We start from the raw sequence: 18,937 nt of genomic DNA on the forward strand, positions 1-18,937 counted from the left end.
ACTACCGGGCTACCACTCGATCCCGCGCTGGCCCTTGCGGCCGGCGTCCATCGGGTGCTTCACCTTGGTCATCTCGGTGACCAGATCGGCGAGTTCGAGCAGCCGCTCGGGCGCGTTGCGGCCGGTGACCACCACGTGCTGGTTGCCCGGGCGCTCGCGCAGCACCTCCAGCACCTCGTCCAGGTCGATCCACCCCCAGTGCAGCGGATAGGTGAACTCGTCCAGCACGTACAGCCGGTAGGTCTCGGCGGCGAGATCGCGCCTGACCTGCGCCCAGCCCTCGCGCGCGGCCTCCTCACTGGACTCGATGTCGCGCTGCACCCAGGACCAGCCCTCGCCCATCTTGTGCCAGGTGACCGTGCCGCCCTGGCCCGAGGCGCCCAGCACCCGCAGCGCGTTCTCCTCACCCACCTTCCACTTGGCCGACTTGACGAACTGGAACACCCCGATCGGCCAGCCCTGGTTCCAGGCCCGCAGCGCCAGCCCGAAGGCGGCGGTGGACTTGCCCTTGCCGGGGCCGGTGTGCACGGCGGTGATCGGTTGGGTACGGCGCTGACGGGTCGTCAGACCGTCGTCGGGGATGACGTCCGGCTTGCCCTGCGGCATCGGGTCACGCTGCCTTTCGGTGGGTGGTGGCGGAGCGGTGCGCGTGCACCAGGGCGGTCACGCCGTCGGCGCGCAGCTCGTCCAGGGTGACCGCGGAGGCGTTCAGCCGGCCCGCCAGGGTGCGGGCCAGGCCGAGCCGGACCGGTCCCGACTCGCAGTCCAACACCACGGCCGCGGTGCCCTGGGCGGCCAGCAGCCCGGCGGCCCGTCCGGCTTCGGCCAGCGCGGCGGAACCCCCGGTGGCCCGGCCGTCGGTGACCACGACCAGCAGCGGACGGCGCAGCGGATCGCGCAACCGCTCCACCCGCAGCACCTCGTGGGCCCGCAGCAGTCCGGCCGCCAGCGGGGTCCGTCCGCCGGTGGGCAGCCGCTCCAGCCGGGCCGCGCCCACCTCCACCGAGGAGGTCGGCGGCAGCGCCAGCTCGGCCGACCGGCCGCGGAAGGTGATCATGCCGATCTTGTCGCGGCGCTGGTAGGCGTCCATCAGCAGCGACAGCACGGCGCCCTTGACGGCGGCCATCCGCTGCCGGGCGGCCATCGAGCCGGAGGCGTCCACCACGAAGAGCACCAGGTTGGCCTCCCGGCCCTGGCGGACCTGCTCGCGGAAGTCGTCGTGGCGCAGCAGCAGGGCCCGTCCGGCGCGGCCGCGGGCGACCTGGTGCGGGGCGGCGGCCCGCAGGGTGGCGGCGAGGTGCAGCCGGGTCAGCGGGCCGGCCGGGCGGCGGGCGCGGATGGTGTGGCCGCCGTCGGTCTCGGCGGGGGAGCGGCGGCCCTGGGCGCCGCGGCCGGTGCCCGGGACCTTGAACAGCTTGGTGCGGTAGGGCTCGCCGGCCGCCACGGGAGCGGACTCGCGGGCGGGGGCGGGGCGCGGTGCGGGGGGCGCGGGGACGTCCCGCGGGCTGTCGGGGGCCGGGGTGGCCGCGTCCGGGGTCGGGGGACCGGCGGGCTCGGGCGCGCCGCCCCCGCCGTCGGGACCGCCGTCCCCGGGGCCGTCCTGCTCCGGTCCGTCGCCGTCGGGCCCGCCGCCGTCGGGCCCGTCGCCGTCCGGGCCGTCCCCGTCGGGCTCGGGCTCGTCCGGCTGCTCGGCGTGCTCGGCCAGCGTCCGGTCCAGCTGCTCCTCGTCCAGTCCCGGCGCGTCGAACGGGTTGCGCCGTCGCCGGTGCGGCAGCGCCAGTCGGGCGGCCTGTCGGACGTCCTCCTCGGTCACCGCCGTCCGGCCGGCCCAGGCGGCCAGCGCCACCGCGGTCCGGGCCATCACGATGTCCGCACGCAGCCCGTCCACCTCGAAGGCCGCGCAGACCGCGGTGATCTGGCGCAGCGCCGCGTCGCCCAGCCCGACCGCGGGCAGCAGCGCCCGGGCGGCGCCGATCCGCTCGGCCAGCTCCCGCTCCTCGGCGGCGAACCGGGCGGCGAAGCCGGCCGGGTCGGCGTCGTAGGCGAGCCGGCGGCGGACCACCTCGGCCCGCTCCGCCGGGTCCCGGGTGGCCGCGATCTCCACGGTCAGCCCGAACCGGTCGAGCAGCTGCGGCCGCAGCTCGCCCTCCTCCGGGTTCATCGTGCCGACCAGCAGGAACCGCGCCGCGTGCCGCACCGAGACGCCCTCGCGCTCGACGTAGGAGCGGCCCATCGCGGCGGCGTCCAGCAGCAGGTCCACCACGTGGTCCTGGAGCAGGTTCACCTCGTCGATGTAGAGCACCCCGCGGTGCGCCTGGGCGAGCAGGCCCGGCTCGTAGGCCTTGACGCCCTCGGCGAGCGCGCGCTCGAGGTCGAGCGAGCCGACGATGCGGTCCTCGGTGACGCCGACCGGCAGCTCGACCAGCCGGGCCGGCCGGTCGACACCGGGAGCCTCGTGCGGCCCGTCCGGGCACTGTGGGTCCGGGGCGGTGGGGTCGCAGGCGAACCGGCAGTCCGTCACCACCGCGATCGACGGCAGCAGCCCGGCCAGCGCGCGGACCATGGTCGACTTCGCGGTGCCCTTCTCGCCACGCACCAGCACCCCGCCGACCGCCGGCGAGACGGCGTTGAGCAGCAGCCCGAGCCGGAGGTCGGCCATGCCGACGATGGCGGTGAACGGGTATCGGACGTCACTCACAGGAGGTCACCTTCCAGGACGCGGGTGGCCGGAGCCCCCGGCGGGACGAACGGCAGCCCGGCCCCGGCCCCGCCCTCGATCAGCCGCCACAGCGCGGCGGTGTCGGCATGCTCCTCGATCAGGTCGCCCAGCCGGTCCAGCCGGGCCTCCCGGGCGGCGGCGAACGAGGTGTCCGGTGCCGGCACGAAGGCCCGCCCGGCCAGCGCCGCGACCTCGCGCAGCAGAGCCCGGCGGAACCCGTCGTTCTCCAGCGCGCCGTGCCAGGTGGTGCCCCAGACCGCGCCGTCGCGGCAGCCGTCCAGGAAGGCCTCGCCGCCCTCGACGGTCACCACCCCGTGGTGGATCTCGTAGCCCTCGACCCGCTCGCCGAAGGCCTCGCCGACCGGTCGGCCGAGCACCTTCTCCGGCCCGAACTCGACCGTGGTCGGCAGCAGCCCGAGTCCCTCGACCCGGCCCGCCTTCGACTCGATCCCGTCCGATATCCGCCGAGCCAGCATCTGGTAGCCGCCGCAGACCCCGAGCACCGGCCGCCCGGCCGCCGCCCGCTCGCGCAGCGGTGCGGCCAGGCCGCGCTCGCGCAGCCAGGCCAGGTCGGCGACGGTGGCCCGGGTGCCGGGCAGCACCACCAGGTCCGCGTCGGCCAGCTCCTCGGGACGGGTGGCCCAGCGGACCAGCACGCCGGGCTCCTGGGCGAGCGCGTCCAGGTCGGTGAAGTTGGACAGCCGGGGGAAGCGCAGCACGGCGACCCGCAGCACGTCGGCGCCGTACGGGCCCGCGACGTCCGCGCGCTCGACGGCGGTGGACAGGTCGAGCGAGTCCTCGGCGTCCAGCCAGAGACCCGCCAGCATCGGCAGGGTGCCCAGCACCGGACGGCCGGTCAGCTCGTGCAGCATGTCCAGGCCGGGCCCGAGCAGCCGGGCGTCGCCGCGGAACTTGTTCACCAGCCAGCCGGCCACCAGCCGCTGGTCCTCGGCGCAGAGCAGCGCCAGCGTCCCGTACATCGCGGCGAAGACCCCGCCGCGGTCGATGTCGCCGACCACCACGACCGGCAGGTCGGCGGCCCGGGCCAGGCCCATGTTGGCGATGTCGCGGTCGCGCAGGTTGATCTCGGCGGGGGAGCCGGCGCCCTCGCAGATCACCACGTCGAAGCGGCGGCGCAGGTCGGCCAGGCAGTCCAGGGCCTTTTCCAGCAGGAAGGGTTTGCGTTCTCGGTAGTCGAGCGCGCCGACCTCCGCGATCGGGTGGCCGAGCAGGACCACCTGGCTGCGGCCGTCGGCGCCCGGCTTCAGCAGCACCGGGTTCATCGCCGCCTCGGGCTCCACCCGGGCCGCGGCGGCCTGCATCACCTGGGCCCGGCCGATCTCCGCGCCGTCGGCGGTGACCATCGAGTTGAGCGACATGTTCTGCGCCTTGAACGGCGCGACCCTCACCCCCTGCCGGGCCAGCCAGCGGCAGATCCCGGCGGTGACCACGCTCTTGCCCGCGTCCGACGTCGTCCCGGCGACCAGCAGTGCGTTGCTCATCGGCTGCCACCTCCCGTCCTGGCGGCGCGTGCCGCCCTCGCCCGTACCCGGTGCCCCGCGCAGCGGCCGGCCACCGTCACGGCCAGCGCCAACAGGCCCACCCGGCGCGACAGCCGGCAGGCGCGCTCGATGTCGTCCACGGCCACCGGGCGCAACTCCGCCCCCAGCACCGGCCGGTTCTCCACCCTCTCCCCGTACCGCAGCGAGCCGCCGAGCCGGACCCCGAGCGCGCCCGCGAAGGCCGACTCGGCCTGGCCGGCGTTCGGGCTCGGGTGCGCCGAGCCGTCCCGCCGCCAGACCCGCCAGGCGGTCCGCGGGTGCGGCGCGGCGGCCACCGTGAGCAGCGCGGTCAGCCGGGCGCCCGGCCAGCCGGCCAGGTCGTCCAGCCGTGCCGAGGCCCAGCCGAAGCGCCGGTGCCGGGGGGACCGGTGACCCACCATCGCGTCCAGGGTGTTGACCGCGCGGAACGCCAGCAGGCCCGGGCCGCCCGCCAGGGCACCCCAGACCAGCGCGTTGACCACGGCGTCCGCGGTGTTCTCGGCCACCGACTCGACCACCGCGCGGGCCAGCTGCGGCTCGTCCAGGGCGCTCGGGTCGCGCCCGCACAGGTGGGGCAGGCGCTCCCGGGCCGCCGTCAGGTCGCCCGCGCGCAGGGCGGCGCCGATCGTACGGGCCTCGCGGGTGAGCGAGGTGCCGCCGAGCACGGTCCAGGTGGCGGCCGCCGTGGCGGCGCTCGCCGCGATGCCCCGCCGTCCCACCAGCCGTTCCACCGTCACCGCGGCGGCCGTGACACCGCCCACGCAGAGCGCGGTGTACAGCGCCCCCGCGCCGCGGTGGTCGCGCCAGAGGGCGCGCTCCAGCCGGCCGGCGGCCCGGCCGAAGGCGGCCACCGGGTGACCCCGGCGCGGGTCGGCGAACCGCAGGTCGGCCGCGTAACCGGCGACCGCGCCGAGCGCGTAGCCGCCGGCCGCGGTGGCGTACGGGCGTCGGGCGCGGGGAGGTTGACGGAGCGGCACCCCCACGGCGCTCGGTGCCGGCCGGGGAGCAGGCTGCATGCTGTGCGTGTCCTCACTCAGGGTCCGCGCCCTGGCTCGACGTCGCGGGGGCGAGAGTCTCCTGGCTCCCGGGTACGGACGCGCGCCCGGGCCTTCCAACGCCCCTGTGGCGGGACACCGTGACCATCGTTCGAACGCACTCCCCGGTGACAGTGGCGGGACCGCGCCGGATTCGCACCGGCTTCCTCTGCTTGCCTCCGTTTGGCCCAAGGATCCCATCACGGGCCCGTTCCGGGCGTCAACCGGGCCCCCGGAGTGGTTGATCACACCGGACGGAACCGTCGCCACCTCCGAGCAACGGACACTGACGCGGCCTCGGCGCTGGTGATACGTCCAAGGCGCCGCCGGGGGCCGCTCCCCGGCTTCGTGCGTTCGGCGACTGGGGGCGGGCTCGGCCGCGCCCCTACCGTCGTCCCATGCGACGCAGCAGTTCCCCGGCCCCCGCCCCGGTCCCGTTCTCCCGGCAGGCCGCCCGGGCGCACCGCGCCGGGCTCGGGCTGACCCCCGAACAGGTGGCGGAGGCGATGGCCGCGCACGGCGTCCGGCTGCTGCCGGCTCACGTCCTCGGCTGGGAGAGCGGCGAGATCCGGCCCGGCGAGACCGAGCTCATCGCACTCGCCCGGGCGCTCTGGTGCCCGGTGGCACAGCTGATGGGGGTCCGTCCGACCTCGCTGCGCGACTTCCGGCTCGCCCGCGAACTGAGCCGGGACCAGGCCGCCGCCCGGATCGGCGTCGGCGCGCGGACGTACGCCGACGCCGAACTCACCGGACGCTGGACCGGCGACGCCGACGAGACCCGCGCCCTCGCCGAGACCCTCGGTCTGACGCTGCGTGACCTGGTCCGGATCACCGGTGCCGAGGAGGAGCTGGAACAGTGCCTGCGCCAGTGCGTCGCCGGCCGCTGGCAGCCCCAGCTGAAGCCGGTCGCCCGCCTGGTCCCGGCCCCGCGCGAGGCCCTCGCCGGCGTCCTGGCCGCCCTCCAGGCCGAACACCGGGTCCCCTCCCACTGGGGCGGCACCGCCCCGGAGGAGCCCCGGCCCCCCGCCGCCCCCGTCGACCACCGCTTCTGGGCCCTCCTCGCCACCGCCGCCCCCGACCTCCCGGTGTAGCGGAGGCTGCCCGTACGGCGGCGTTGCGGTGGCCGGCGCACGGCTCACGGGATGAACTGGGGAGCGTCACCCACTCACCACCCGGGGAGCGCCATGCGTAGGGGAACCGTCGTCGCCGCTGGCACCGCTGTCGTCGTCGCGGCGGGGGTCGCCGTGCTGCTGCTCGGGCGGCGGGTGTCCGACCTCGCGCTGAAGCCGGGGGCCGGGGGCGAGCCCGCCGCGGCCGGGGAGCCGCCGCTGCGGGTGCGGTCGATCAGCGCCGACGAGGTCACCCTCACCCGGACCACCGAGAGCCTGCGCCGCGGCCGGTACGCGCTGGAGTGGGCCGGCGGCCACGCGGTGGTCGGCCCGGTGCTGCGCGGCGACCAGCGGACCGTGACCCGCCGGCTGGAGTTCACCGCCGGCCGCGGCCCGGCCGACAGCGCGGACGTCGAACTGACCCCGCGGGTGCTGCGCGGTGACCCGGTCTCGTCCTGCGGCCTGGACTCCATGGACGTGGTGGTCGACGGCGAGCTGGGCCCGCTGCCCGCCTGGTACCTGCCGGCCGTCCGCGGCACCTGGGTGATCGCCGTGCACGGACCGCAGGCCGACCGGCGGCAGGCGCTGCCCGTGCTGCCGGTCGTGCACCGGCTGAACCTGCCGGCCCTGGTGATCAGCTACCGCGGCGACCAGGGCGCGCCGCCCCCGCCCGACGGGCTGGGCCACTTCGGCGAGACCGAGTGGCACGACGTCGAGGCCGCCATCCGGTTCGCCAAGCAGGCCGGCGCCGGGCGGATCGTGCTGTACGGCTGGTCGCTGGGGGCTTCGATGGTCCTGCAGACCGCCGCCCGCTCGGACTTCCGCGACGACCTGGCCGGTCTGGTGCTGGACTCCCCGGTGCTCGACCTGGCGGCCTCGGTGCGGAACCGGGCGACCCGGGCCGGCAAGCCCGCCGCGGTGGCCGAGCTCGGCGTCTGGGCGGCCGCCGGCCGGACGGGGGTGGACACCGCCGACTTCGCCCAGCTCGCCGAGGGCGCCGAGCTGCGGCTGCCCACCCTGCTGATGCACAGCCCGCAGGACCCGATCGCCCCGTACCGCGCCGCCCAGCGGCTGGCCCGCAACCGCCCGCTGCTGGTCAACCTGCGGACCGTCCCCGACGCCGGGCACGCCGCGCTCTGGAACGCCGATCCGCGCGGCTACGAGGAGGCGCTGCGCCGCTTCCTGACGCCGATCCTGTGATCCGGGGCCGGCCCCGCACGCGGTGGGTCACCCCTTGACCACGTACCGTGCCCCCCGCTAGTGTCGTGGACAGGTCACCCCAGCCGCGCCGGCCCGGTTTGGGCTCTCTTGCCCCATCTCCACCCACCGGCCGCCGCCGCGCGTCGAAAGACGCGCCGAACTCGATGTGACAGAAGCCCCGTGCACGGGGAAGACTGCACGGCGTGACGTCTCGGAATCCGCGCGACCGTGATGCCCCGCTCCCGCCGACCACGGGTACCGGCGCGACGGTGACCCGTCTTCCCGGTGCGGCCCGCCGTGCCGACAGCGCGCAGCCGGGCGGCCCCGGGGCCCCCCGCCGCCGTACCCCGCGGCCGGCGCCCGGCCGGGGCCGGGTCCCGGTGCCCGCCGGCCTGCCGGTCCCCGCCGAGCTGGCCCCGCTGGCCCGCCGGATGCTCGGCGACGCGGTGCGGATCGCCCGCTGGGCCGGCGAACTCGACGCGGTCGACAAGCGCGGCGAACTGCTCCCCGAGGACGCCCGCGCCGCGGGCCGGGCGCTGGCCATGACGGTCGGCGCGGCGGCCAAGGCCTGGGGCCAGGCGCTCCTGGTCGGCCTGGTCGAGCCACGCGACGGCGGCGCCGCGCCGGGCTGGCGGCTGCACGCCTGGGAGCACGACGACGAGGCCGTGCTGCGCGGCTGGTCCGCGCTCTTCGACGCCTGGACGCTGCTCGCCCCGGTCCCGCCGGCCGCGCTGCGCGGCGTCTTCGCGGTGCTCGCCGGTCAGGCGGTCGACCAGGCGCCGCAGCTGCTCTCCTTCCTCCATCTGGTGGACGGCCCGGTCGCCGAGAGCGAGCTGATGGAGCTGCTCCGGCGCGGCCTGGACGAGCGCCGGCACGGGGCCGGCACGGGCTTCGCGACCCTGTCGCCCGTCCCGCACGCGGCCTCCGCCGTCTCGGCCGTCCGCGGTACCTGCCGCGAGCCGCAGATCGACACCCCGCCCGCGCCCTCGGACATCGCCGCGGTGCTCGACTGGATGCTGGACGGGCTGACCGCGGTCGGCGCGGTGGTCCGCGCGGCCGACGCGGCCGAGCTGTCCCCGCTCGGCCACTGGGCGGTGCGCGGCAAGCTGGAGGACATCTGCACGGTCGCGCAGACCGCCGCCGGCCACATCGAGCAGAGCGCGCTGGAGCTGCTGGACGCCTGCGCCAACTACTCCCCGGGCCCCGCCCGCGCCGAGTACCGGGCCTGGGTCGCCGCCCGCCCGGTGGACCGCGCGGTGGCCGAGCTGCTGGAGGCCGCCCGCGGCGAGGACGCGCTGCTGCGCGGGCTCGCCTTCGAGGCGCTGCGGGTGGCCGGCGGGACGGCCGAGCAGGCGGTCCGGGCGGCCGTGGACGAGCCCGTGCTGCGGCCGTACGCGCTGCTCTGGCTGGCCGAGCAGCTGGACGAGGGCGGGGTCGTCCCGTCCGACGTGCTGAGCGCCGAGGACGCCGCCTGGCTCTGGGTGGACACCGCCGCGGCGGTGCTCGACCACGGGGAGACCGAGCTGCTGGTCGGCCACGTCGAGGGGGCGAGCGCGGGGGACCCGGTGCGGCTCTTCGCCCGCGCCCGGCAGTCGGGGCACGCCCGGGCGGCCTCGGTGCTCACCGCGGTGGCCGGGGTGCACCCGGACCCGGCGGTGGCCCGCGCGGCCCGTCGCTCGGCCTTCAGCGTCCACCACGGCGGCGCGTAGCCCCACCCGGGAGCCCGGCCGGCGCCGGAACCGCGCCGGCCCCGGAGACACTTCGGCCCCACCGGATCCGCGATCCGGTGGGGCCGAAGTACATCTGCGGGCGGCTCAGCAGCCGCGCGACTCCGCCCGGCGGGCCCGCACGTCGCCGACCTTCTGGCCGACCTTGCGGCGGATCACCAGCAGCGGGGCCATCGCCGCCAGCGCGATCTGCGCGACGGCGCCGATGTGCATCAGCACGTCGCCGCCCGGCAGCCCGGCGGCCCAGGCGGCCAGGCAGCCGATCGAGACCACGATCCAGGCCAGCGTGGCGGTGGCCAGCAGGCCCTGCGGCTTGGGGTACTCGACCTGGCTGACCATCAGGTACGCCACGCCGAAGATCGCCACCAGACCGGCCAGGAACGGCGGGTCCAGCAGCACGATCGCGATCACCGTCATCGCGCCCATCGGGCAGGGCATGCCCTGGAACACCCCGGGCCGCATCTTGACGGCCGAGAAGCGGGCCAGCCGCAGTACCACCGCCAGCAGCACGGTCAGCGCGATGAACGCCGAGAGCCCCTGGTTGCTGCCGGGCGAGACGATGCCCCAGACCGCGACGAAGTAGGCCGGCGCGATGCCGAAGCTGATCAGGTCGGCCAGGTTGTCCAGCTCGGCGCCCAGCGCCGAGGAGCGCAGCTTGCGGGCCACCAGGCCGTCGAACAGGTCGCACATCGAGCCGAGCAGCAGCAGGGTCACCGCGGTGGCCGCGCCGTGCCGGACCATGCCCCCGCCGGAGCCGTCCCCGGTGCCGGTGATGTGCGGGATGAGCATGTTGGTGGTGATCGAGTAGATCGCCAGGAAGCCGCAGACGGCGTTGCCGAGGGTCAGGAAGTCGGCCGTGGACAGCGCCTGCGGCGAGCGCGGCGCCCGCAGCTCGCGGTCGCGCGCCCAGCGGCGCCGGCGCAGCTCGGTCTCCTCCGCCGACTCGCTCAGGCCGACCAGCGTCTCGGGATCAGTCACGGTCAAGGCGTGTCACCCCCGCGGTGGTCTTCTGGCCGACCTCGACGCCGACGTCGACGCCGGGCGGCAGGTAGGTGTCGACGCGCGAGCCGAACCGGATCAGGCCGATCCGCTCGCCCTGCTCGACCTTGGTGCCGGCGACCGTGTAGGGCACGATGCGGCGTGCCACGGCACCCGCGATCTGCACCATCTCGATGTCGCCCAGCTCGGTGTCGAAGTGCCAGACCACCCGCTCGTTGCGGTCGCTGTCCTTGTTGAACGCGGGCACGAAGCCACCGGGGACGTGCTCGACCGAGGTCACCGTGCCGGGCAGCGGGGCGCGGTTCACGTGCACGTTGAGCGGGCTCATGAAGATCGCGACCCGGGTCCGGCCGTCCGGCCAGGCGTCGATGCTCTGCACCACTCCGTCGGCCGGCGAGATCACTCTGCCGGCGCCGATCTCACGCTCGGGGTCACGGAAGAACCACAGCATGCCCGCGCTGAGCGCGCAGGCCGGGACCGCGGCCAGCGCCCACTTGCCGTTCCGCTTGGTGAGAGCGGTGGTCAGGGCGGCGGTGGCCAGGGTCGGGACGAACCAGGGAGTGGCTCCGCGCGCGATGGTCACGCGGGGTCGCCGACCGGCCGTCTCGGGAGCGAGGGCATCGCGCTCCGTGACGGAGGAGTGAGGGGACGGGCTGATGGGCATCGAAGACCTTTGTCGCGGGGGATCATGGCGCCGCTGCACGGGGGCCACCGCGGGGATCGGGTGATAAGGGGACAGCTGCTGTCCCGGTGGATGCTATCGGGAGCAGGTGGTGGGTGGGCAACCCGCCTGCTCGTTCAACTGTCCGCTGCCGTGCCGGAGTGCACGCGCTATGTATACGACCGTAGCCGCCGATTCTCCGGTTCCCAAGGCTCTGGTCAAGATCCGTGAGTCTTGTCTCAGCCCTGCCGGTGATCTTCACGAGCGTACGCGCGCGGCCGCAGGGCGCGTGCACTGTGGCACGAGCCCTGCGGCCTCCCCTTCCCACGCCCGCGGGGCCTTCCCTGCCCGCGCGGACGTCCCCCCGCCGGACGGGGCCCGGTCTCCCCACCGGGCCCTCCGGCCCACCGCCCGGCCCCCTTCCCGGACCAGGGCGGCGGTGGTCTACTCGGCGATCCGGTACTCCTCCAGCAGCCGGCGGCCGACGATCATCTTCTGGATCTCCGCGGTGCCCTCGCCGATCAGCAGCATCGGGGCCTCCCGGTAGAGCCGCTCGATCTCGTACTCCTTGGAGAAGCCGTAGCCGCCGTGGATCCGGAAGGCGTCCTCGACGACCTCCTTGCAGTACTCGGAGGCGAGGTACTTGGCCATCCCGGCCTCCAGGTCGTTCCGCTCGCCGCCGTCCTTCTTGCGGGCGGCCATCACCATCATCTGGTGCGCGGCCTCGACCTTGGTGGCCATCTCGGCCAGCTTGAACTGGATCGCCTGGTGCTCGGAGATCTTCTTGCCGAAGGTCGAGCGCTGCTGGGCGTAGGAGATGCCGAGCTCGAAGGCGCGCCGGGCGACACCGCAGCCGCGCGCGGCCACGTTGACCCGGCCGACCTCGACGCCGTCCATCATCTGGTAGAAGCCCTTGCCGGGGACGCCGCCGAGGATCCGGTCGGCCGGGACCCGGACGTCCTGGAGCACCAGCTCGGTGGTGTCGACGCCCTTGTAGCCCATCTTCTCGATCTTGCCGGGCACGGTCAGGCCCGGGACGGTCGGGTTGGGGCCGAAGCCGGGGGTCTTCTCGACCAGGAAGGTGGTCATGTTGCGGTACGGGGTGGCCGCGCCCTCGTCGGTCCTGCAGAGCACCGCGACCAGGGTGGAGGTGCCACCGTTGGTCAGCCACATCTTCTGGCCGTTGAGGACGTACTCGTCGCCGTCCCGGACGCCCTTGGTGCTGATCGCCGACACGTCGGAGCCGAGGCCCGGCTCGGACATCGAGAAGGCGCCGCGGATCTCGCCGGCCGCCATCCGGGGCAGGAAGTACTCCTTCTGCTCCTGGGTGCCGTGCGCGTTGATCATGTGCGCGACGATGAAGTGGGTGTTGACGATGCCGGAGACCGACATCCAGCCGCGGGCGATCTCCTCGACCACCAGGGCGTAGGTGAGCAGCGACTCGCCGAGGCCGCCGAACTCCTCGGGGATGGTCAGGCCGAACAGGCCGAGCTGCTTCATCCCCTCCACGATCTGGGTCGGATACTCGTCCCGGTGCTCCAGCTCGGTGGCGACCGGGATGATCTCCTTGTCGACAAAGTCCCGCACGGTGGCGAGGATGTCCCGCTGGATCTCGGTGAGGCCGTCGGTCTGTGCGAGGCGTCCCATCGTGCGGCTGCCTTTCTGTACGGGGGTGGAGGGGTTCGGGGGCTCCGCGAAGCGTGACTTCCGCGGAGCCCCCGGGACCGGGGGGAGCCGATGACGGCGGCTCCCGCCCGGGGTCTCTTCAGGAGAGCGGGGTCGGACGGCCGGGCTGCTCCCCGCCGCGCTCCTCGGTGTAGGTGGCGGTCGGCACCATCACCTTGCGGCGGAAGACGCAGACGACCGTGCCGTCCTGCTTGTAGCCCCTGGTCTCGACGTGGACGATGCCCCGGTCGTCCTTGGACTTGGAGGGCCACTTGTCGAGCACGGTGGTCTCGCCGTAGAGGGTGTCGCCGTGGAAGGTCGGCGCGATGTGCCGCAGCGACTCGATCTCCAGGTTGGCGATCGCCTTGCCGGAGACGTCCGGGACGGACATGCCCAGCAGCAGCGAGTAGACGTAGTTGCCCACCACCACGTTCCTGCCGAAGTCGGTGGTCCGCTCGGCGTAGTTGCTGTCCATGTGCAGCGGGTGGTGGTTCATGGTTAGTAGACAGAAGAGATGATCGTCATATTCGGTGACGGTCTTTCCGGGCCAGTGCTTGTAGACCGCGCCGACCTCGAACTCTTCGTACGTGCGCCCGAACTGCATTTCCGGTCTCTCCTCAGGCCTGCGGGGGTTCGAACTTCGAGGTGCGCTCCAGCCCGGCGGCCCGGCCCTTGCCCGCGATGACCAGCGCCATCTTGCGGGAGGCCTCGTCGATCATCTCGTCGCCGAGCATCGCCGAACCCTTGGCACCGCCCGCCTCCGAGGTGCACCACTCGTAGGCGTCCAGGATCAGCTCGGAGTGGTCGTAGTCCTCCTGCGAGGGCGAGAAGATCTCGTTCGCGGCGGCGACCTGGTCCGGGTGCAGCACCCACTTGCCGTCGAAGCCCAGCGCGGCGGCCCGGCCGGCCACCTCGCGGTAGCCCTCCTGGTTGCGGATCTGCAGGTACGGGCCGTCGATCGCCTGCAGGTCGTGGGTGCGGGCGGCCATCAGGATCCGCATCAGGATGTAGTGGTAGGCGTCCGCCGGGTAGCCGGGCGGCTGCTGACCGACCACCAGGGTCTTCATGTTGATCGAGGCCATGAAGTCGGCCGGGCCGAAGATGATGGTCTCCAGCCGCGGCGAGGCGGCGGCGATCTCGTCGACGTTCACCAGGCCCTTGGCGTTCTCGATCTGCGCCTCGATGCCGATCCGGCCGACCTCGAAGCCCATGGTCTTCTCGATCTGGGTCAGCAGCAGGTCCAGCGCCCTGACCTGGGTGGCGTCCTGCACCTTGGGCAGCATGATGCAGTCCAGGTTCGGGCCGGCGCCCTCGACGACGGTGATCACGTCGCGGTAGGTCCAGTGGGTGGTCCAGTCGTTGACCCGGACGACCTTGGTCTTCTTGCCCCAGTCCCCGTTGTTCAGCGCGTCGACGATGTTGTGCCGGGCACTCTCCTTGACCAGCGGGGCGCAGGCGTCCTCCAGGTCGAGGAAGACCTGGTCCGCGGGCAGGCCCTGGGCCTTCTCCAGGAAGCGGGGGTTGCTCCCGGGCACGGCCAGACAGGAGCGGCGCGGGCGGAGGCGGTTCACGGTAGTCATGGGGGTGTGTCAGTTCCTTCCAGGGGCGGTGGCGGTGGACGCCCACGGCTGAAGCCGGTTGGCCAGCCGGATCTCGTCCACGATCCGGCCGATGATGGTGGTGATGCCGAAGTCCTTCGGGGTGAACACGGCGGCGACCCCCGCGGCCCGCAGGACCTCGGCGTCCGCAGCCGGGATGATGCCACCCACGATCACTGGCACATCCTCCACCCCGGCCCGGCGCAGCCGTTGCAGCACGTCCGGGACCAGCTCGGGGTGCGCGCCGGAGAGGATCGACAGGCCGACGCAGTGCACGTCCTCCGCCACCGCGGCCGAGACGATCTGCTCGGGCGTCAGCCGGATGCCCTGGTAGACGACCTCGAAGCCGGCGTCCCGGGCCCGCACCGCGATCTGCTCGGCACCGTTGGAGTGGCCGTCCAGGCCCGGCTTGCCGACCAGCAGCCGCAGCTTGCCGGCGCCCAGCTCGGCGGCGGTCGCGGCCACCGCCTCGCGCACCTGGGCCAGTTCCCCGCCCGGCTCGGCGGCCACCGCGACCGGCGCGCCGCCGACCCCGGTGGGCGCCCGGTACTCGCCGAACACCTCGCGCAGCGCGAAGGACCACTCGCCGGTGGTCACGCCGGCCCGGGCGCACTCCAGGGTGGCCGGCACCAGGTTGGCGTCCGTCCGGGCGACCTCCTTCAGCCGCTCCAGCGCGGTCTGCGCGCCGACCTCGTCCCGTCCGTCCTTCCAGCGCCGCAGACCGTCCAGCACCGCCTGCTCGGCGGCCGGGTCGACCACCATGATCGCGGCGTCCAGGTCGGCGGTGAGCGGGCTCTCCTCGGTGGTGTCGAAGCAGTTCACCCCGACGATCCGGTCCTCGCCGGACTCGATCCGGGCCCGCCGCTCGGCGTGCGAGGCGACCAGCGCGGACTTCAGGTAGCCCGACTCGACCGCCGCGATCACCCCGCCCATCTCCAGCACCTTGGCGATCTCCGCCTCCGCGCCGGCCAGCAGCTCGGCGGTCTTGGCCTCGACCACCACGGAGCCGGTGAACAGGTCGCCGTACTCCAGCAGGTCCGACTCGTAGGCCAGCACCTGCTGGATCCGCAGCGACCACTGCTGGTCCCAGGGCCGGGGCAGGCCCAGCGCCTCGTTCCAGGCGGGCAGCTGGACGGCCCGGGCGCGGGCGTCCTTGGAGAGCGTGACGGCCAGCATCTCCAGCACGATCCGCTGGACGTTGTTCTCCGGCTGCGCCTCGGTCAGGCCGAGCGAGTTGACCTGGACGCCGTAGCGGAACCGGCGCTGCTTGACGTCCTCGATGCCGTAGCGCTCCCGGGTGACCTTCTCCCAGAGCCGGGTGAAGGCGCGCATCTTGCACATCTCCTCGACGAACCGGACGCCCGCGTTCACGAAGAACGAGATCCGCCCGACCACCTCGCCCATCCGCTCCGGCGGCACCTGGCCGGAGTCGCGCACCGCGTCCAGCACGGCGATCGCGGTGCTCATCGCGAAGGCGATCTCCTGCACCGGGGTGGCCCCGGCCTCCTGCAGGTGGTAGCTGCAGATGTTGATCGGGTTCCACTTCGGGAGGTGGCCGACCGTGTAGGCGATCATGTCGGTGATCAGGCGGACCGAGGGGCCGGGCGGGAAGACGTGGGTCCCGCGCGACAGGTACTCCTTGACGATGTCGTTCTGGGTGGTGCCGGTGAGCTTGGCGACGTCCGCGCCCTGTTCCTCGGCGACCACCTGGTACAGCGCCAGCAGCCACATCGCGGTGGCGTTGATGGTCATCGAGGTGTTGGTCCGTTCGAGCGGGATGCCGTCGAACAGGGTGCGCATGTCGCCGAGGTGGCCGACCGGCACGCCGACCCGGCCGACCTCGCCGCGGGCCAGCACGTGGTCCGCGTCGTAGCCGGTCTGGGTGGGCAGGTCGAAGGCGACCGAGAGGCCGGTCTGGCCCTTGGCGAGGTTGCGCCGGTAGAGCGCGTTGGAGTCGCTCGCCGTGGAGTGACCGGCGTACGTCCGCATCAGCCAGGGGCGGTCCTTCTGACGTCCGGTCATCAGATGTTCCTGAAGCGGTTGATGGCGTCGAGGTGGGTGGCCCGCAGCTCCGCGTCGCGCACGCCCAGGCCCTCCTGGGGAGCCAGGCAGAGCACGCCCACCTTGCCCTGGTGGGTGTTGTGGTGCACGTCCAGCGAGGCCTGGCCGGTCTGCTCCAGCGGGTAGACCTTGGAGAGCGTCGGGTGGATCTTGCCCTTGGCGATCAGCCGGTTGGCCTCCCAGGCCTCGCGGTAGTTGGCGAAGTGCGAGCCGACGATCCGCTTGAGCGACATCCACAGGTACCGGTTGTCGTACTGGTGCATGTAGCCGGAGGTGGAGGCGCAGGTGACGATGGTGCCGCCCTTGCGGGTCACGTAGACCGAGGCGCCGAAGGTCTCCCGGCCCGGGTGCTCGAAGACGATGTCCACGTCCTCGCCGCCGGTCAGCTCGCGGATCCGACCGCCGAAGCGCTTCCACTCGCGGGGGTCCTGGGTGTTCTCGTCCTTCCAGAACCGGTAGCCCTCGGCGCTGCGGTCGATGATCGCCTCGGCGCCCATCGTCCGGCAGATCTCCGCCTTCTGCTCGCTGGAGACCACGCAGATCGGGGTGGCGCCGCCGGCCAGCGCGTACTGGGTGGCGTACGAGCCGAGGCCGCCGCTGGCGCCCCAGATCAGCACGTTGTCGCCCTGCTTCATGCCGGCGCCGTTGCGGCTGACCAGCTGGCGGTAGGCGGTGGAGTTGACCAGACCGGGGGAGGCGGCCTCCTCCCAGGTCAGGTGGGCCGGCTTGGGCATCAGCTGGTTGGTCTTCACCAGCGCCAGCTGGGCCAGACCGCCGAAGTTGGTCTCGAAGCCCCAGATCCGCTGCTCCGGGTCCATCATCGTGTCGTCGTGGCCGTCCGGGGACTCCAGCTCGACCGAGAGGCAGTGCGCGACCACCTCGTCGCCCGGCTTCCAGGCGTTGACGCCGGCGCCGGTGCGCAGCACCACGCCCGCCAGGTCCGAGCCGAGCACGTGGTACGGCAGGTCGTGCCGCTTGGTGAGCGGGGAGAGCCGGCCGTAGCGCTCCAGGAAGCCGAAGGTGGAGACCGGCTCGAAGATCGAGCTCCACACGGTGTTGTAGTTCACCGCGCTGGCCATCACGGCCACCAGGGCCTCGCCCGGGCCGAGTTCGGGCAGCGCGACGTCGTCCAGGTGGAGCGACTTGCGCGGGTCCTTGTCGCGGCTCTGCAGGCCGGCGAACATCTGCTCCTCGTCCTTGTGGAGCGTCACCGCCCGGTAGGACTCCGGCAGCTTGAGCGCGGCGAAGTCCGCCGAGGTGCTGTCGCCACTGAGGATCGCGTCGAGGATTTCGTTCATGGCTGCCTCCGAAGGCGTACCTGTGTGAGGGCACAGGGCGTCTGGGGGAGCCGGGAGCGGACACCGGCTTCGCTGAGGGGATTGTCGGGTGGTCTTCGTCCCCGGGGTTGGGGGGACACCGGACTACGGCGCGCCGAGGTGGGGAGCCGCGGCGCCGCGACTGGCGAGTAACAAAGTACTGGCACCCTGTGCCACTCGTAAAGACACTGCGTGCCAGGAATTTCGCCCGGCTTCGGTGGGGGTGGGCGGGGTTCGCCGGGCTGCTCCGGGGTAGCCGAAGGGCCCGTCCCGGAAGTCGGAACGGGCCTTCTGACCTGCCGTTATCTTGGTCTATTCGGCGGCCAGCGCGGCCTTGATGCTGTCCAGCACCAGGTCCAGCGGGGCGTCGGTACGGGCCACTGTGATGAGCACCTCACCGCCCGGTGTGGCACTCAGTGCGCTCGCGGCAGACGGCTCCTGTGCCGTCACGACCTCCCCAATGGCACCGGGTGTCACGACAGTGCCACGCCGTCGCACGCCGCGCGGCGGGGTGGCCCAGAAGGTACCCCGGATCACCTCGAAGGAGTGGTCCAGCTGTGCCTCCACGTCGCCGTGCCCGCCGGCCCGCAGCCAGCGCCGCAGCACGTGGTTGTGGGCGGCCACCACCGCGGCCGCCGACACCTCGGCGAGCATCGAGTCGTCGTCCCCGCCGTGCTGCCAGCCGGGCGGGATCGCCGCGACCCGGTCGCGCTCCGCGCCCCGCTCGTCCCGCGCCCCTTCCGCCGCCGTCCCGACGGCCGCCTCGAAGCGGCCCAGCAGATAGCGGGTGAACAGCCGCTCGTAGCGGGCCACCACGGCGATCTCCCGCTCGCGCAGCGCCGGCACCTGACGGATCAGCTGGTACCGGGCCACCGAGACCCCGGGCGTGGAGGCGTACATCCGCAGCACCTCCTTGATGCCCCGGCAGACCACGTCCAGCGGGTGCTCCTCCGGCTCGGCGCTGGCCAGCAGGTCGGCCACCCGGACCAGGGTGTCGTCGTGGTCCGGGAAGATCGCCTCCTCCTTGGAGCGGAAGTACCGGAAGAACGTCCGCCGGGCCACGCCGGCGGCCGCCGCGATCTGATCGACCGTCGTCTCCTCGTAGCCCTGGCCGGCGAACAGCTCCATCGCCGCGGTGGCCAGATCCTGGCGCATCTGCTGGCGCTGGGCGGCGGCCCGGCGGCTGCCCGGCCCCTCGGCGGCCGGACGTGCGGCGTCGTGCTCGGCGGAAGACTGTTCCCGATCCATGCCCGGAACGCTACACGGCCGGGCGGCCGGGCTCGGCGCGGTCACCGGCATCGGCCGGC

15 protein-coding genes and 1 riboswitch are annotated in these 18,937 nt (G+C 73.8%); of the genes, 3 read left to right on the forward strand and 12 right to left on the reverse strand.

The window, feature by feature from the left end; all coding sequences use genetic code 11:
* Window positions 1-9 precede the first annotated feature (9 nt).
* From cobO to ACIGXM_RS13765, 4 genes are read right to left on the reverse strand one after another with little or no spacing between them, the layout of a single operon-like run.
* Complete coding sequence (gene cobO, locus ACIGXM_RS13750; RefSeq protein ID WP_396560284.1) at window positions 10-606, reverse strand: cob(I)yrinic acid a,c-diamide adenosyltransferase; 597 nt, start codon at window positions 604-606, stop codon at window positions 10-12.
* Window positions 607-610: 4 nt separating this feature from the next.
* Window positions 611-2,659, reverse strand: coding sequence for a putative cobaltochelatase (locus ACIGXM_RS13755; RefSeq protein WP_396560709.1), 2,049 nt, complete (start codon window positions 2,657-2,659; stop codon window positions 611-613).
* A gap of 35 nt (window positions 2,660-2,694) precedes the next feature.
* Window positions 2,695-4,221 (reverse strand): cobyric acid synthase, encoded by a 1,527-nt coding sequence (locus ACIGXM_RS13760; RefSeq protein WP_396560286.1) that lies wholly within the window; start codon window positions 4,219-4,221, stop codon window positions 2,695-2,697.
* Window positions 4,218-5,276: a cobalamin biosynthesis protein gene (locus ACIGXM_RS13765; protein ID WP_396560288.1), complete on the reverse strand. Its 1,059-nt coding sequence runs from the start codon at window positions 5,274-5,276 to the stop codon at window positions 4,218-4,220. The genes ACIGXM_RS13760 and ACIGXM_RS13765 overlap by 4 nt, the downstream gene beginning before the upstream one ends.
* A gap of 54 nt (window positions 5,277-5,330) precedes the next feature.
* A riboswitch (cobalamin riboswitch) is annotated at window positions 5,331-5,465 on the reverse strand.
* A gap of 227 nt (window positions 5,466-5,692) precedes the next feature.
* Here ACIGXM_RS13765 and ACIGXM_RS13770 point away from each other — a divergent pair.
* The 3 genes from ACIGXM_RS13770 to ACIGXM_RS13780 all read left to right on the forward strand — a co-directional run bounded on the left by ACIGXM_RS13770 (window position 5,693) and on the right by ACIGXM_RS13780 (window position 9,312).
* On the forward strand, window positions 5,693-6,385 hold the full coding sequence (locus ACIGXM_RS13770; protein ID WP_396560290.1) for a transcriptional regulator: 693 nt from the start codon (window positions 5,693-5,695) through the stop codon (window positions 6,383-6,385).
* Between the two features lie 93 nt (window positions 6,386-6,478).
* Complete coding sequence (locus ACIGXM_RS13775; protein ID WP_396560292.1) at window positions 6,479-7,603, forward strand: alpha/beta hydrolase; 1,125 nt, start codon at window positions 6,479-6,481, stop codon at window positions 7,601-7,603.
* Between the two features lie 269 nt (window positions 7,604-7,872).
* Entirely contained in the window at window positions 7,873-9,312 is a 1,440-nt protein-coding gene (locus ACIGXM_RS13780) for a hypothetical protein (RefSeq protein WP_396560294.1), read from the forward strand.
* A 105-nt stretch (window positions 9,313-9,417) separates the two neighbouring features.
* Here the strand turns inward: ACIGXM_RS13780 and ACIGXM_RS13785 are convergent, their stop codons facing one another.
* The 8 genes from ACIGXM_RS13785 to ACIGXM_RS13820 all read right to left on the reverse strand — a co-directional run bounded on the left by ACIGXM_RS13785 (window position 9,418) and on the right by ACIGXM_RS13820 (window position 18,878).
* Complete coding sequence (locus ACIGXM_RS13785) at window positions 9,418-10,314, reverse strand: CDP-alcohol phosphatidyltransferase family protein (protein WP_396560296.1); 897 nt, start codon at window positions 10,312-10,314, stop codon at window positions 9,418-9,420.
* Window positions 10,301-10,993: a phosphatidylserine decarboxylase gene (locus ACIGXM_RS13790; protein ID WP_396560298.1), complete on the reverse strand. Its 693-nt coding sequence runs from the start codon at window positions 10,991-10,993 to the stop codon at window positions 10,301-10,303. The genes ACIGXM_RS13785 and ACIGXM_RS13790 overlap by 14 nt, the downstream gene beginning before the upstream one ends.
* 441 nt (window positions 10,994-11,434) lie before the next feature.
* Window positions 11,435-12,637 carry an acyl-CoA dehydrogenase family protein gene (locus tag ACIGXM_RS13795; protein ID WP_396560300.1) on the reverse strand — a complete coding sequence of 401 codons (1,203 nt, stop codon included), beginning with the start codon at window positions 12,635-12,637 and terminating at the stop codon, window positions 11,435-11,437.
* A gap of 118 nt (window positions 12,638-12,755) precedes the next feature.
* Window positions 12,756-13,259 carry a MaoC family dehydratase gene (locus ACIGXM_RS13800; protein ID WP_396560302.1) on the reverse strand — a complete coding sequence of 168 codons (504 nt, stop codon included), beginning with the start codon at window positions 13,257-13,259 and terminating at the stop codon, window positions 12,756-12,758.
* Between the two features lie 13 nt (window positions 13,260-13,272).
* Complete coding sequence (locus tag ACIGXM_RS13805; protein WP_396560304.1) at window positions 13,273-14,235, reverse strand: HpcH/HpaI aldolase/citrate lyase family protein; 963 nt, start codon at window positions 14,233-14,235, stop codon at window positions 13,273-13,275.
* A 9-nt stretch (window positions 14,236-14,244) separates the two neighbouring features.
* The gene (locus ACIGXM_RS13810; protein ID WP_396560306.1) at window positions 14,245-16,275 is read right to left on the reverse strand and encodes a protein meaA; all 2,031 of its coding nucleotides are present in this window, start codon (window positions 16,273-16,275) and stop codon (window positions 14,245-14,247) included.
* Complete coding sequence (gene ccrA, locus ACIGXM_RS13815) at window positions 16,275-17,612, reverse strand: crotonyl-CoA carboxylase/reductase (RefSeq protein WP_396560308.1); 1,338 nt, start codon at window positions 17,610-17,612, stop codon at window positions 16,275-16,277. Before ccrA ends, ACIGXM_RS13810 begins: the two co-directional genes overlap by 1 nt.
* Window positions 17,613-17,942: 330 nt before the next feature.
* Entirely contained in the window at window positions 17,943-18,878 is a 936-nt protein-coding gene (locus ACIGXM_RS13820; protein ID WP_396560310.1) for a TetR family transcriptional regulator, read from the reverse strand.
* Window positions 18,879-18,937 lie beyond the last annotated feature (59 nt).

The sequence above is a fragment of the Kitasatospora sp. NPDC052896 genome, from assembly GCF_044547075.1.
Lineage (GTDB): Bacteria > Actinomycetota > Actinomycetes > Streptomycetales > Streptomycetaceae > Kitasatospora.